9 protein-coding genes and 1 pseudogene are annotated in these 13,825 nt (G+C 50.2%); 8 read left to right on the top strand and 2 right to left on the bottom strand.

Annotated elements, in window-relative coordinates; genetic code table 11:
- Positions 1-187 precede the first annotated feature (187 nt).
- From ACO0LF_RS20675 to ACO0LF_RS20650, 6 genes are read left to right on the top strand one after another with little or no spacing between them, the layout of a single operon-like run.
- Positions 188-2,242, top strand: a complete 2,055-nt coding sequence (locus ACO0LF_RS20675) for a TonB-dependent receptor (RefSeq protein ID WP_423017435.1) — start codon at positions 188-190, stop codon at positions 2,240-2,242.
- A complete protein-coding gene (locus ACO0LF_RS20670; protein WP_423017433.1) occupies positions 2,239-3,519 on the top strand; it encodes an MFS transporter in 1,281 nt (426 codons plus the stop codon). The genes ACO0LF_RS20675 and ACO0LF_RS20670 overlap by 4 nt, the downstream gene beginning before the upstream one ends.
- Positions 3,516-5,183: an alpha/beta fold hydrolase gene (locus ACO0LF_RS20665; RefSeq protein ID WP_423017432.1), complete on the top strand. Its 1,668-nt coding sequence runs from the start codon at positions 3,516-3,518 to the stop codon at positions 5,181-5,183. The genes ACO0LF_RS20670 and ACO0LF_RS20665 overlap by 4 nt, the downstream gene beginning before the upstream one ends.
- The gene (locus ACO0LF_RS20660) at positions 5,180-6,373 is read left to right on the top strand and encodes an FAD-dependent monooxygenase (RefSeq protein WP_423017431.1); all 1,194 of its coding nucleotides are present in this window, start codon (positions 5,180-5,182) and stop codon (positions 6,371-6,373) included. Before ACO0LF_RS20665 ends, ACO0LF_RS20660 begins: the two co-directional genes overlap by 4 nt.
- Positions 6,370-8,181, top strand: a complete 1,812-nt coding sequence (locus ACO0LF_RS20655) for an ABC transporter ATP-binding protein (protein ID WP_423017429.1) — start codon at positions 6,370-6,372, stop codon at positions 8,179-8,181. The genes ACO0LF_RS20660 and ACO0LF_RS20655 overlap by 4 nt, the downstream gene beginning before the upstream one ends.
- The gene (locus ACO0LF_RS20650; protein WP_423017427.1) at positions 8,181-9,938 is read left to right on the top strand and encodes an ABC transporter ATP-binding protein; all 1,758 of its coding nucleotides are present in this window, start codon (positions 8,181-8,183) and stop codon (positions 9,936-9,938) included. Before ACO0LF_RS20655 ends, ACO0LF_RS20650 begins: the two co-directional genes overlap by 1 nt.
- A 13-nt stretch (positions 9,939-9,951) precedes the next feature.
- Here the strand turns inward: ACO0LF_RS20650 and ACO0LF_RS20645 are convergent, their stop codons facing one another.
- Positions 9,952-10,944 carry a helix-turn-helix domain-containing protein gene (locus ACO0LF_RS20645; RefSeq protein ID WP_423017820.1) on the bottom strand — a complete coding sequence of 331 codons (993 nt, stop codon included), beginning with the start codon at positions 10,942-10,944 and terminating at the stop codon, positions 9,952-9,954.
- A gap of 253 nt (positions 10,945-11,197) precedes the next feature.
- Here ACO0LF_RS20645 and ACO0LF_RS20640 point away from each other — a divergent pair, with 253 nt between their 5' ends.
- Positions 11,198-11,911: a substrate-binding periplasmic protein gene (locus tag ACO0LF_RS20640; RefSeq protein WP_423017425.1), complete on the top strand. Its 714-nt coding sequence runs from the start codon at positions 11,198-11,200 to the stop codon at positions 11,909-11,911.
- Positions 11,912-12,435: 524 nt separating this feature from the next.
- Positions 12,436-12,672, top strand: a pseudogene (locus tag ACO0LF_RS20635) (transposase); the annotation flags it as partial.
- 61 nt (positions 12,673-12,733) lie between these two features.
- On the opposite strand, the gene ACO0LF_RS20630 reads toward ACO0LF_RS20635, so the two are convergent.
- A complete protein-coding gene (locus ACO0LF_RS20630) occupies positions 12,734-13,366 on the bottom strand; it encodes a hypothetical protein (RefSeq protein WP_423017423.1) in 633 nt (210 codons plus the stop codon).
- Positions 13,367-13,825 lie beyond the last annotated feature (459 nt).

Here is a 13,825-nt window from a genome sequence, read left to right as displayed (position 1 = left end):
TGGCATCGCGGAAACTGGTCTTATTTGCTGGCTTGCATATAGGCTTTCCGCATTAGCATATGAATATCTTCCAAATGAGAATGATTATCAATTAAAAGTACCGATCACGATATTTTTTGCACCGATCACGGTAGTGCGCTGTGGAATTGCCGTGGATACTGCGGCCACTGATCAAAGAGGAGTGGAAATGAAGTTGAGTTATTTGCGGAGTGTTTTACTGGCCAGTGGTGCACTGGGTGCAAGCAGTATGATGAGCGGGGCGATGGCGCAACAGCGCGAAGACTATGTATTACCAGAGCTGGTGGTCACATCCACCAAACTTGATGCGACTGGCTTGACGCCAGATGTCGCCAATTCAGTCGCTACAGCAGCGCGCCTGCATGCAGCTGGTGTTGTCCGTACCGATGAGCTGGGCAAAATATTCCCTGAACTGACAGTCATGCCGCGCAGTACCCGCGTTTACTCACTGTTCAGCATGCGCGGCGCACCCGCAATTGACTTTTATAATCCTGCGGTAACGGTTTATGTCGATGGCATACCCCAGGACATGTCTTATTTTACCCAGCCACTGACTGGTGTAGCGCAAATCGAATTACTGAAAGGGCCGCAAGGCAGCCTGTATGGCCGTTCGGCTCAGGGTGGTGTTATTAATATCATCACCAGCAAGCCAAACAACACCAGTAAGGCAAATCTGACTCTGGATTTCAGCAATATGACGCGTCGCCTTGATGTCATGGCGAGTGGTGCCTTGATCAATGACAGTCTGTATGGTGACGTCAATGTCTATGCTGACGAATATCCGGGCCGCCTGCGTGCTGCCAATGGTGCTGACGATCTGGGTTCCAGTCGCGAAGCTTTGGGACGGGCGCGCCTGCGCTGGGCACCAAAGGGAGGTGATCTGGATGCCATGCTGACGGTCAGTCGTGATCGTTACAGCGCACATGATGAATATTTTCAGTCCTTCCCCTTGAAAGAGCGCCGTGCCATTGCCAGTACACCATTTGATTTTGCTGAGCCAGTGTTGACCCGCACTGTCAGCCAGGTAGGTCTTGGCGTTGACTACTTCGTCAACGACTGGAAACTGACATCCAGCAGTTCTTACCAGGACAGGAAATTTGACCGCGTTATCACTACCGGCAATGCCGATCCGGAAAACCAAAAGACCTATTACCAGGAATTGCGCATGGCGACCAGCGGTGGCAAGCGTGTAGTAGATGGCGTGTTTGGACTGTACTATGAAAAACAGGACTTTGAACGTTTGCGCGGTGTGGCAGTGCCAACAGTGCCTGCCTTCCTGTTTCCTGGCCCCAGCAAAAGTGCATCGACCATCACATCCACGGCAATCTTCGGCGAGGCGGTCTGGCATCTTGATGAACGTCTGGATTTGACCGGTGGTTTGCGCTATAGCGTAGATAAAACAGATATTGACTTTAAACGCACAGGCCCGGCGGCATTGTCTTTTGTTGCTGATAAGCGTTTCAGCCACGTCAGTCCTAAGCTGTCACTGGGTTATCAATTGACACCTGAGTGGCGTGTATATGGCTTGATCAGCGAAGGCTATAAGGCCGGTGGTTATAACCGTGTTGCAGAAAACACGGTGGGTGGCATTCCTTATGAGGCAGAAACCATACGCAACCTGGAAGCTGGCTTCAAAGCTGATCTGATGGGCCATCGCTTACAACTGGATGGCACGATTTTCCATAGCAATACACGTGACTTGCAGGCACCGGTACAATCTGGCCCATTCCAGTTGCTGACGAATGTCGGTGATGCCAAAACCAATGGCCTGGAAATCAATGCGGTTTTTGCTGTCACGCCAGATTTCAGTGTGCGTGGTGGTGCCAGCTGGACACATAGCACCATAGAAAACTTCCACGCACCGGCAGGCAATGTGGATTTGAATGGCAAGCGTGTGCCCTATGTTGCGCCTCTCAGTTTGCGGGCTGGCACGGAATACCGCTTCCAACTTGCGGGTGCAGGCGCACTGCGCTGGAATACCAACCTCACTTATTCGGGTGATTTGTGGTTCGATACAGCCAATACCCTGCGTCAGCCGACTTATACCCAGATCGATACCTCGCTTAACTGGGAAATCAATAAACACCTCAACCTGACTGCCTATGTTGATAATGTCAGTGACCGTGTCGTGCCTAACTATGCGTTCTCATTCGGGCCACTGGGTAATTTCGGACAATACAATCGTGGACGCACTGTTGGCTTACGCCTGCAAGCGCAATTATGATGAAAAAAATTGGCGCACCTATGGCAGCTGGCAGCCTGCTTACTGTACTCGGCGGTCTGTATGCCAGCCAGGGATTGCTGAGCGGTCTGGTACACGAAGGCTTGCCCGTGCTCTTGCGGGCACGTGGCATAGGTCTGGACAAGATAGGCTTGCTGTCGCTGTTGTTCCTGCCTAGTGCCCTGAAATTTTTATGGGCCTCGCGCATAGACCGCCTGACTCAAGGGCAGGCTGATCAAAGCCTGCGCTGGGCTGGGAATTTTCAGTTATTCCTGCTGCTAGGTGTGCTGGTATTGACTTTGTTGCCGCTGGAATCTGCGCTCTCAGGCATCATGCTTTTGCTACTGGTGCTGATGGTGGCATCGGTGACGCAAGATATAGTCACCGACGGCATGGCAGTGCAGGCATTGCCTGCTGCGCAGCGCAGCCTGGGGAATAGCATGCAGATAGGTGGCAGCTACCTGGGTTATATACTGGGTGGTGGTTTGCTGGTGACGGCAGTTGGTTACCTGGGCTGGGAAACCGGCATACGTTGCCTGGCAGCGTTGGTTGCGCTGTGTGGCTTGCCCGCATTATGGCTACGCCAGCGGCGTATATTACCTGTCGCGCCTGTCATCAAGACGACTCCCAGCCTCAAGGCAGCCTGGCGTCGTCCCACCATACGCTGGGGAATGGCAACCATCATCAGTTGCCAGGCATCTTTGCGCTGGTTCAGCGCCATCATGCTGACTTATCTGGTAGACCGTGGCTTTGCAGTAGTAGAAATCGGCATCTTGTCTGGTGCGGGTGTGGCTATCGCTGGTGTGGTTGGTGCCTTGCTGGGCGGTTTACTACTCAAACGCTATCAGCGTCTGACTATGCTGAAAGCCAGCCTGATCGCTTATTTAATACTGCAACTTAGCTATCTTTTTATCGAAAGCCAGGCCTTGCATGCGAAACCCTTGCTGGCGGGTATATTCCTGCTGTTTTGCACGACGATGTCGCTAGGTTTCGTGGTCTTGTACACCATCATGATGGACTGGGCATCACCGGCGCAGGCGGGTACTGATTATTCCCTGCTGCAATGTACAGACGCATTTTGTGCCCTGGCATTTGGTCTCAGCGCAGGCTGGGTCACATCGAGGCTGGGCTATGGTGCGACTTTCATTATTACCAGTGGACTGGCATTTGCAGGTTTGCTGATGGCTCCTCGTTTGTATGCGAGAGCTGCCGCCGATGGTGAACCGGATAATGTTGCAGAAGCCCCGGCATTACCAGCGCTGACAGAGGTCAGGTCATGATGGAGGCCAATCTGCAAGCGCAGGAAGCAACTAACCTGACTCGTCTTGTATATGCACGCCTGAATGACCTGGTAAAAGCTCTCGATGCCGGGCAGCGTTTTGAATTCATGAATCGTGGCTATGCGGAAGTAGAAAATAAACAATCTGCGCGCGACATGCAGGAGCGCCTGTTGTGGGAAATTATCGGCGACACTGCTCTGGATGGCTGCCATATTCTCGATGCTGGCTGTGGTCGTGGCGGTACGCTGGCAGCTATTGCAAACAAGCAGACGCCTGCCAGCTTGACTGGCATTGATTTATCACCCGAGCAGATTGAGGCTTGCCGTAGCCGTTTTGGAAGATTGAAAGTGCGCTGGCAGGTGGCTGACGCTGCCAGCCTGCCTCAGATGGCTGCCAGCCAGGACGTGATACTGGCCATAGAGTTGCTGAAGGAATTGCATGCGCCGTCCACCTTCATACTCAGTGCAGCGCGTACGCTGAAAACGGGCGCTTGCTTGCTGATTGCTGATTTGCTCGACGAGGCTGCCTGGCAAATGCTGAGCAGACAGCTTGTGGATAGCGGATTCAGGCTGGACTCATGTCGAGACCTCAGCGCAGGTGTACTCGCTGCGGCCAACTGCAGGCAGATGCAGTATCTCAAAGATCATGATAGCGATGACACTGTCAGTAATGAAGAAAATTTTTTAAAAACCGTGCTCAGTGAAGAGCTTGCCGCACAACAGACAGCGTTGGCAAGGGCCAGTCTGCGCTATAAGGTTTTGCGCTTTATTCGTGACGATAGAGCAGTCAATGATAATCTGCCCGACTGGCAACTGCCTGTGACTAGACCAATGACGAGGATAACAGAGGCTGCTGCTTTTGCAGCACCAGCAGCTGTCGACGAGGTTTTTCCTTATGGTGTGCCTGGCAATGATGCGCGTTTGCCTGTTTTTGCTTTTCCTTTCGCTGGCGGCGGTGCCTCGGTTTTTCGTGGTTGGCATCAAACGCTGGCGAACGACATGCAATTTTGCCCGGTACAGTTGCCTGGTCGCGAAGGTTTTCTGATAGACGCTCCTTTGCAATCCATGGACCAGTGGGTGGCTTGGGCCATGAGACAAATTCGGCCGCAATTGAATGCCATAGGTGATGAACGTCCGTTTACGTTGTTCGGTCATTGTCTCGGTGGCTTGCTGGCATATGAGCTGGCACTGGCATTGACCGATGCCGGCAGACCACCGGCAGCGCTCTGGCTGACGGCAACCAATCCACCACATCTGCCATTGTCATCCATGCTGATTAATTTATTGCAAATCGCGCCTTTCGATCACGCTGATCTGTCAGTAGTGCTCAGGGTATTGGGCGGCACACCACCAGACGTGCTGGCAGCACCAGCCATGATGCGGGCAGTACAAAAAACCATGCAGGCAGATTTCGCTGTCGGTGCACGTTACCAGCGTTTTGACCGGCGACGCCTGCCTTGTCCTATATATACCATGGCAGGCACTCGCGACAAACTGGTCACGCCATCACATATGAGGGGCTGGCAAGCTTACAGCGCGACACCGGTTGCAGGCATGAGCATAGACGCCGAACATTTTTTCCTGCGCGAATCCCGTGCAGAAGTGCAGGCCATGCTGCGCACGCAAGCTGCTGCAATAACAGGAAAAGCAGGACATATCGCATGAGTAGTAAAAGTATTTTGATATCCGGTGCTGGTATTGGTGGCTTATGTGCAGCATGGTGGTTAAGTCGTAGCGGATATGCAGTCACTATCGTTGAACAGGCTGCAACATTGCGCGACGAGGGTTATATGCTCAGTGTCTCTGGCGCAGGCTTGCGTGTGATAGAGGAAATGGGCTTGCTGGCACAACTCAGCCATGCAGGCTTGTCCATGGAACGTCATCTCTATCTGGATGCGCATGGACGCACCATCATGCAATTTAACCATGGCAAGCTGATGGCACAACTTGAGCATCATACGGTTTTACGCAATGATCTCGCCGACATCTTGTACCAAAGTCTGAATGATGCAGCAGATTTGCAATTGGGGACAAAAATTTCTTCCCTGCGACAAGACGAGCAGGGTGTAGACGTACAACTCAGCAATGGCCATGACCAACGCTTTGACTATGTGATCGGTGCTGATGGTTTTCGTTCGGCGACACGGCGGCTGGCATTTGGGCCAGATACTGAATTTTGTCAGCATCTGGGCATGCAGGCAGCAGCTTACTGGATGGATGCCGATACGCTGCTGGAAGAAGACATGGTGGCCGTAGCCGAGCCACGCCGCATGAGCATGTATTACCGACTCGGTGATAAAGGCGTCACGGCGCTGCACATCTGGAAATCTGACCTGGAGACCGCAGTTAAGCAAGACACCCGCAAAGCCCGGTTGTCAGTTCAATTTGCTGGCAGCCATGCGCGTGTCACAGATGCCATTGCTAGCTTACCTGCTGCAAGCCCCATTTATATGGATGCCCTGATGCAGGTACATCTGCCTGACTGGAGTCGCGGCAGGGTAGTCTTGCTGGGCGATGCCGCACATTGCCTGAGTCTGGCAAACGGCCAAGCTGCCAGCATGGCACTGGCTGGAGCCTGTTGTCTGGCGCAAGAGCTGGCGGCAGATTCCAGCCCTTTAGCCTTACAACGTTATCAGCAGCGCATGCGCCCTGGCATACATGCCTTGCAAGTGCGAGGACGTAAGGCGGCTAGCTTGTATTTGCCGGACAGCGCATGGTCTTTTCGCATGCGCAACTGGATTATGAGTGCCATGCCCAAGTCCATCTTGCTTAATTATTTTCTCAAAAGTGCGCAGGAAGAAATTCATCTGGCAGGGCACATTCAACTACAACAGCTAAGCAAGCGGGCAGCATGATGAATGATCAATCAAAGACTACGGCCAAGCGCAAACGTGGCTTGAGTGCGTTGCTGGCACTGGCTGGCACACGCAAGTCCAGCCTGATCTGGGCTGGCATACTCAGCGCGTTCAGCAGTGTGTTGTCACTGACACCGTTAATCGTCATTTATCTGGTGTTATTGCGTTTAGCAGGGCAGAAAACAACGTTTGCCGGATTCTGGCCCATACTAGGCTGGGGCGCGCTGGCAATGGGCTTGCGCTGGTTGCTGCAAGTCAGTGGTGGGATACTGGCACATCTGGCGGCTTTCAATATTCTGTTCGACCTGCGTCTGGCGGTGGCAGACAAGCTCAGGCGTGTACCGATGGGCTGGATAACTGCACGCAGTGCAGAATCCACCAATAAAGTATTGCGTGATGACGTAGACAGGCTGGAGTTATTCATTGCCCACCATCTTAATGATAGCGCCGCTGCCTTGACCTTACCTCTGGTCAGCGCCATTGCCCTGTTTTATCTGGACTGGCGCATGGCCCTAGTGACCCTGGTGACTGTGCCATTGGCAATTTTAGTTCAACTGCTGCTATGGAAAAAAGTACCGGAAGTCATGCGTGAATACAATGAAGTCAATGTCCGCCTGGGCAGCCAGGTCGTGCAATATGTACAAGGTATTGCCGTGATCAAGACTTATCATCACGGTGCTGCAAGCAATGGCAGTGCAGTGGCGCTACCGCAGGTGGTCGCCGCCTATTTTGACGTCATCGTACGCATGGTGAAACTGACAGTACCAGCCTGGTCAGCCTTCACCGTGGTCATTGGAGCCAATATGCTGTGCATATTGCCGTTTGGTGGCTATTGGTATCTGCAGGGCAGTTTGCCTCTGGAATTATTTGTTCTATGCCTGTTGCTGGGTCTGGGTATTACCCGACCGCTGTTTCAACTGGCATTCTTTGGCAGTTTGATGCGCCTGATACAGGATGGTTATGGACGTATACAGGACTTGATGGAGGCGCCTGAATTACCAGACACCACAGGCACACTGGCACCCGTTGACAACAGCGTGGAATTTGTTCGCGCAGGCTTCGCTTACGGTGATGTGAATGTCTTGCAAGACATCAGTTTCAAGATGGCTGCGGGCAGTTTAACTGCCATCGTTGGCCCTAGTGGTGCTGGCAAATCGACACTCGCACAATTACTTGTGCGTTTTTGGGATGTGCAGCAAGGTGCGATCAACATTGGTGGCGTAGATGTGCGTGAACTGCCTCTGGCAAACATGCCTGCCCAGGTAGCCTATGTGATGCAGGATGTTTTCCTGTTCCACGATACGGTGCTGGAAAATATACGCCTTGGTCGCGAAGATATCAGCGAAGAGCGGGTCATCGCAGCGGCGACTGCGGCCCAGGCTCACGACTTTATTGGCCGCTTGCCGCAAGGCTATCAAACTGTATTGGGCGAGCGTGGTGCGCGTCTATCTGGTGGCGAAAAACAGCGTCTATCCATTGCCAGGGCACTGGTCAAGGATGCACCGGTTATTGTCCTTGATGAAGCCACGGCATTTTCTGACCCCATCAACGAAGCACAATTATTGCAAGCCCTGGGTGCACTAACGCGTGACAAGACCGTCATGGTTATCGCTCATCGACTGTCGACCATCATCAACGCTGACCAGATCGTGGTGCTGGATGCAGGCAGTATCATCGCTTGTGGCAAGCATGCACAGTTGCTGGAAGACTGTGTTTTATACCGCCAGCTATGGCAATTGCAAAGCGAGAGCGCCAGTTGGAAAATCAAAACTGCCTCAGCCGATGAGTACATTAAGGGAGCTGCCTGATGCAGATGATATTTGGATTAATGCGCATTGTGAAAGACCGCGCGCCAGCAAGTAATACGGGGCGCTTCCGCTGTAGTATTGCCTGGCGGGTGGCAGAATCACTGTTTGCGACCATCCCCTATGTCGTCCTGTTTGCCGCATTAAATGCCATGTTTGGTGCTTATTTCGACATGACTCTGCTGATCAAACTGACCCTGATACTGGCCGCCAGTTTGCTGCTGCAATTAGTGTGCAGCATCGCATCCAATGTGGATGGCTTTATTGGTGGCACTGGCATGATGTGTGACTTGCGACTGCAAATTGCTGAACACCTGCGATGCCTGCCACTGGGGTTTTATGCACATAGGCAGACTGGTGAGTTGACGGCTGTCATGACAGAAAACCTGCTACATGTGGAAGAAGCCTTTACCCATCTGGCCGGTGAGTTATGTGGCAGGCTGGCCATTGCCAGTTTGACGGGAGCATTGTTACTCTATATAGATTGGCGTTTAGGCGTGCTGGCCATGGCCAGTGTGGCAGCAGGTTTATTATTGTTCCATCTCGTCAAAGAGGCAGCAAACAGGATCAGCCGCGCCAAAGTCAACCAAAAAGCGGCGACGAATAGCCGCTTGCTGGAATTCGTGCAAGGTATCAAGGTGATCCGTGCTTTTGGTGTGTCAGCACGTGGCTATGACAAGGTATTGGGTGCGCTGCAAAACCTGCGTGCATTGTCTATACGTGTGGAAATCATTGCAGGTATCGCAGCTATTGGCTTTTCTATCTTGCTGGAAATCGGTTTTTTACTGGTACTGGCGCGTGCCTTTCAATTGAATCTGGAAGCTAGCCTGGCACATGCCGCGCTCGTCATGTTCCTGGTCATGAGCCAGCGTTTCTATGCCATGCTGAATGAATCGGCCTTGTTGTTGGCGCAACTGGCATACTATGGAAAAAGCTTTGAAAGAATAGCAGCCTTGCTGGATGAGAAAAGTCTTCCTGAACCTGCTTTGACTGTAGTGCCTGAGCGCCACGATATAGAATTCTGCAATGTCAGCTACAGTGCCGAGCCTGGTGCGCAAACTTTGAGCAATATTTCATTTAGCGCACAACCAGGCACAGTGACTGCCCTGGTAGGTCCAAGTGGTGCTGGCAAGACCACCATAGTGCACTTGCTGGCACGTTTTCATGATGTGGCAAGCGGTAAAATCCTGATAGGTGGTGTCGATATACGTCATATGCACCAAGATGAACTCATAGGCACACTAGCCATCGTGCTACAAGAAAGTTATCTCTTTAACGACACTATAGAAAACAATCTGCGCATAGCCAGGCCTGATGCAACACAGGAAGAACTGATTGCTGCTGCGCGTGCTGCGTGCTGCCATGACTTCATTGCAGAACTACCGCAAGCTTATCAAACCATGGTGGGCGAGGGTGGTAGTAACCTGTCTGGTGGTGAAAGACAACGTATCTCGATTGCACGCGCCATACTGAAAGATGCACCCATCATCCTGCTCGATGAAGCTACGGCATCCATAGATGCTGGCAATGAACACGCAATACGTCTGGCCTTGGCAGCACTTGTACGCGGCAAAACCGTGCTGATGATTGCACACCGCTTGCATACCATCGCTGATGCTGACCAGATACTGGTGCTTGATCATGGCGTACTTATCGAACAAGGCAATCATGCTGAGCTGATGCAGCATGGCGGTATGTATACACATTTCTGGCAACAACAGCAAGCCAGCCGCCACTGGCGTTTTCGTCAAGCCGCCTGAATGACAGCAGCTATTAAGAGGAGGGCGATTTTAACTGCACAAACTCACGGGGCGACATACCGAAATGGCGGCGGAACAATTTTGAAAAATGACTAGGATTTGCATAACCGGTTTGCATCACGACTTCGGTGATACTAAGCTCTGTACAATTGAGCAAATGTGCAGCAGCTTGCATGCGTTTTTCCTGTAAATAAGCATGCACTGAATTGCCGAATAATGTCTTAAAACCTTCTTTCAGTTTTCGTTCGTTCAAATTGGCGACATGGGCCAGTTCTGCCAACGACCAATTGTGATCAAGTCTTGACAGCAGGCATTCTCGTGCCCGATCCAGTTTCTTGTGATCACGTTTTTGCATGGCGGGTTTATCTACGCTTTGCGGTGCCGCCAAGATTGATAACAAGGTGTCCACCATCAATGACAATAATTCCAACGCCTTGCTATGCAAAAATAGTTGCTGCACCCCCTCAGGTGTACGCAGGCGAAAAATTTGCTCTGCAATCGCACGAATTGCAGCAGAAGCTGGAAATTGATACAGAAAACTCTCAGTGCCACCAGGGCGCAGTTTAGAATTTGCCGCCAGACGTTGCAACATGGCTTGAATTTGCATTCCCTGAATCTGCTCCAGCGTCTGTGCCGTGAAATGAATTTCGATGGCGCGCAATCTCTGATGAGCAGGCAAGTTTGTTTCCGAACAACTACTCATTGGTGACGCGAATAATAAAGCCTGATCCGGAGCAAAATTGATTCTTGATCGGTCGGCCAGTATTGACTCCCCACTTCCTTCCAAAAAAACACATAAAGCCAGGCAGGGAGGGGACTCTGATTTCACACTTCGGTATTGCTGTGGTGTGTAGTCGATATGGGAAATTCTAATACCCGGACCAGTGCATATTTGGTGGCGAGTATCCTCAAACTGATTAGGCATTGATCTCAAACCGCTCATAAGCGCCATTACAAAATACGATTGAACAAATGAACTTGCAAGACAAAGCAAACAAAAATGCATGTCAGACAAACAATCTCATGAGTGTAAATGAGAATCAATCTTATTTCTAGTTATTTCAAAGAATAATCAATCCTGATCGGTATTGGTGACACTCAGGCGCCATGCGGGCTTTGTTTGGGACTTGTATGGAGCAAGACTTGACGCTGGGAGTACAACATCGCTGGCTTAAAAATGAATAGCCCTTTCTTTGCAGATATACTCTATCTACAATCAATATGCTCGCCTTGTCGTCTTTGATATACAGAGGTGGAAAATGTTTTCATGGCTTCATGCTGTTACCTTAGCTAGCGTCCTGTGGTCGTTGAATGCGTCTTCTGCCACTCTCTACTTAACTGAAGCGCCACCATATTCCTACATAAAGAATGGCCTGTCTCAGGGTATCAACGTTCGGATAGCTGAGGAGATCAGCCTCCGCAGCGGCATCCCTTTGACGATAGTGATCGTACCCAGTAGTCGTCACATTAACTTGTTTAATCAAGATAAAGACGGCTACAGCATTGCCCTGGTTGAAAATTTCAATGACAAAGATGCGCCTCAACTAGCGACAGTTTGGCAAGTCCCAGTGGCGCTCATTACCAAAAAAGAGATCATCTTAAAGTCGTATGAAGATATTATTCCCTATGTTGCAGACAAAGGATTAGGTGTAATGCGTCGCTTAAATTACCCGCACATAGGCCAAGACGCAAGAATAAAAAGAGTCGAAATTAATACCGTAGCGAATGGACTTCGCATGCTTCAGGCAGAGCGGGTTGCTGCAATTGTGGCAACCCTGCCTGGCATTCTTGACGCAATTGAAAAACAAGAACCACAATTACAATTAGGAACTCCGCTCATAATTGGTCAGACAAGCTTTGTATTACGTAGCCGGGCTGAAGCTCAAAACAATCCTACATCCAAATTATTGGCGAAAGCCATAGAAAACATGATACAGGATGGTTCCATTCGACGTCTAAGCACCTGGAATTAAGTAGTACTTGAAAATTTTATCCTGAGCATTGTTGCGGCCACAACTTTGAACGCGAAAGTGTTAAGGAAAGAGATAAAGTATCGACCGATTTATCAGAGATTGCAGCATCTTTTTCCACTCGTGTCAAACTCTTCTTAATTTCTCAAACTATGTAGTTCCGGCGCAGTATTGCATATTCTGTACAAGGCGAATCCGCAGGATTATTAGCAAGCCCTGTTGCTTTTCAGTGAGTTCTAGATTTGTTGCAGAGTGGTCGTCTTGGGTACGCAACACTATTGACATCTAAACACGGTTTAAACGCAACACTGATGTGTTTATCAAGCAATGTGTGGATTTGCTCTGAAATATATTGGATAAATTGCATCTATGGTTCTCTATGTTTAGCACAGTAGCCGCGCAATCTGCGCACCGTTTACACTGCAGTCAATGTCGACGAAGCTAGTCTCATTCTCATGCAATTCGCGGCCAGGTGAGGCCAGCGGTAACTGCCAATAGGGTAATCATGACGGTGTAACTCGGAGAGCGACTCCCCGGCGGAGATCCGTAAGGTTCTTTACACAACGAACGTCATTGAGTCAATTAACATGAGGCTGCACAAGGTCATAAAAACGCATAGTTCGTTTCCCACTAATGAAGCAGCCATTAGATTGTTCTACCTGGTGCTCAACAACAGCAAGAAATAGATAATACCAATACGGGACTGGAAAGGAGCACTCAATCGCTTCACCATCCAGTTTGATGACCACATATTGCAGAAATAAACGAAATAACGTTTACACAAAATTCTGACCACCCTCGTGGCCATGGATGTTGACCAATAGACTAGTGCAAAGGCCCCTGCTGCTGATAATTATTCAGCAAGAAATGTGCACTAGCTTCTATCTCTGACTCTTCGTTATTTCCCTCTTCAACTGGCGCGATACTTGGGGCTGGCTCAGCAGGATTTGACGCCCCCAGAGCAAGTTTCTCCTGCAAGGCCTTGATCTCCGCAATCACCCGCTGAATATCCGTATTCAAAGGCGCAATATCGATGTTGCAAGTAATACCCCGGTCAAAATATCCCAACGCCACATTAAAATCATCCTGTGCCATATGCGCAAAGCCCATGGCAAACAACTTTAGTGCATGGTCATCCGGCAACGCCAACAAAGGTTGCCAGGTCAAGAGCGCAACTGCCACCCGGACAGACGTGAACTGTAACAAACCCATCTGAAACCGTGCCAAGTGGAAATCAGGTGCCAACACCAGCGCATTCGCATAGGCCGTTTCACTCTCTGCTACCTGACCAAGCGTAATGTACTCCGCCGCCAGCAAACAATATGTTGTTGCCGATTGCGGATTAATCGCCAATGCCTGCTGAAACAGCCTGATGGCTGCTAGGCCATCATTGGCCTGACTGACACGCAAAGCCTCCTGCAAAGTCTCATCAAAGCTAGCGGTAGTAGTGGTATTCATCAATAAAGTCCTAGTAATAGTCTGGCCAATGGTGCTGCAAATACGCAAACACGGCGACATTCTAGCCAAAAAGCAAGCCCACATGCAGATTTAAGTGCATGCCTGATTGCTTAATTTCTAGCCCGTTGCCATTATCGGACCTTCAAAAACCAAGCCTTTCACAAGATGCTGTCGCCGTCATTTATTCTGTAATTTAGCAAAATAATAAATATTTTATAATAAATTGGGATTAATTTAAAAATAATCAACGGATATGCAAATTATTTTCGATTTCACCTAAACAAATTCCGAAATGTTTGGATTATTGCTTACGAAAGCGACATGCAACAGGTTTGCAATTGTCGTAAAAATAATTGGCACGAACAGAAAAGGTAAATTACATGGTAGCGATTGTCAGCGGAAATGGTACTGGTTTAGGTCAGGCTTCTTTGGCACCACTCGGAGGGCGCGGAAACCTGG

The sequence above is a fragment of the Undibacterium sp. Di27W genome (assembly GCF_049340345.1).
GTDB lineage: Bacteria > Pseudomonadota > Gammaproteobacteria > Burkholderiales > Burkholderiaceae_D > Undibacterium.
The sequence above is the reverse complement of the archived record's forward strand: the minus strand, read 5'-3'. Positions and strand labels throughout refer to the sequence as shown.

Bases quoted from the DNA above. Each gene is read 5' to 3' on its own strand.
- ACO0LF_RS20645 (WP_423017820.1), bottom strand. From the start codon at position 10,944: ATGCATTTTTGTTTGCTTTGTCTTGCAAGTTCATTTGTTCAATCGTAT.
- ACO0LF_RS20665 (WP_423017432.1), top strand. From the start codon at position 3,516: ATGATGGAGGCCAATCTGCAAGCGCAGGAAGCAACTAACCTGACTCGT.
- ACO0LF_RS20640 (WP_423017425.1), top strand. From the start codon at position 11,198: ATGTTTTCATGGCTTCATGCTGTTACCTTAGCTAGCGTCCTGTGGTCG.
- ACO0LF_RS20670 (WP_423017433.1), top strand. From the start codon at position 2,239: ATGATGAAAAAAATTGGCGCACCTATGGCAGCTGGCAGCCTGCTTACT.
- ACO0LF_RS20630 (WP_423017423.1), bottom strand. From the start codon at position 13,366: ATGAATACCACTACTACCGCTAGCTTTGATGAGACTTTGCAGGAGGCT.
- ACO0LF_RS20675 (WP_423017435.1), top strand. From the start codon at position 188: ATGAAGTTGAGTTATTTGCGGAGTGTTTTACTGGCCAGTGGTGCACTG.
- ACO0LF_RS20650 (WP_423017427.1), top strand. From the start codon at position 8,181: ATGCAGATGATATTTGGATTAATGCGCATTGTGAAAGACCGCGCGCCA.
- ACO0LF_RS20655 (WP_423017429.1), top strand. From the start codon at position 6,370: ATGATGAATGATCAATCAAAGACTACGGCCAAGCGCAAACGTGGCTTG.
- ACO0LF_RS20660 (WP_423017431.1), top strand. From the start codon at position 5,180: ATGAGTAGTAAAAGTATTTTGATATCCGGTGCTGGTATTGGTGGCTTA.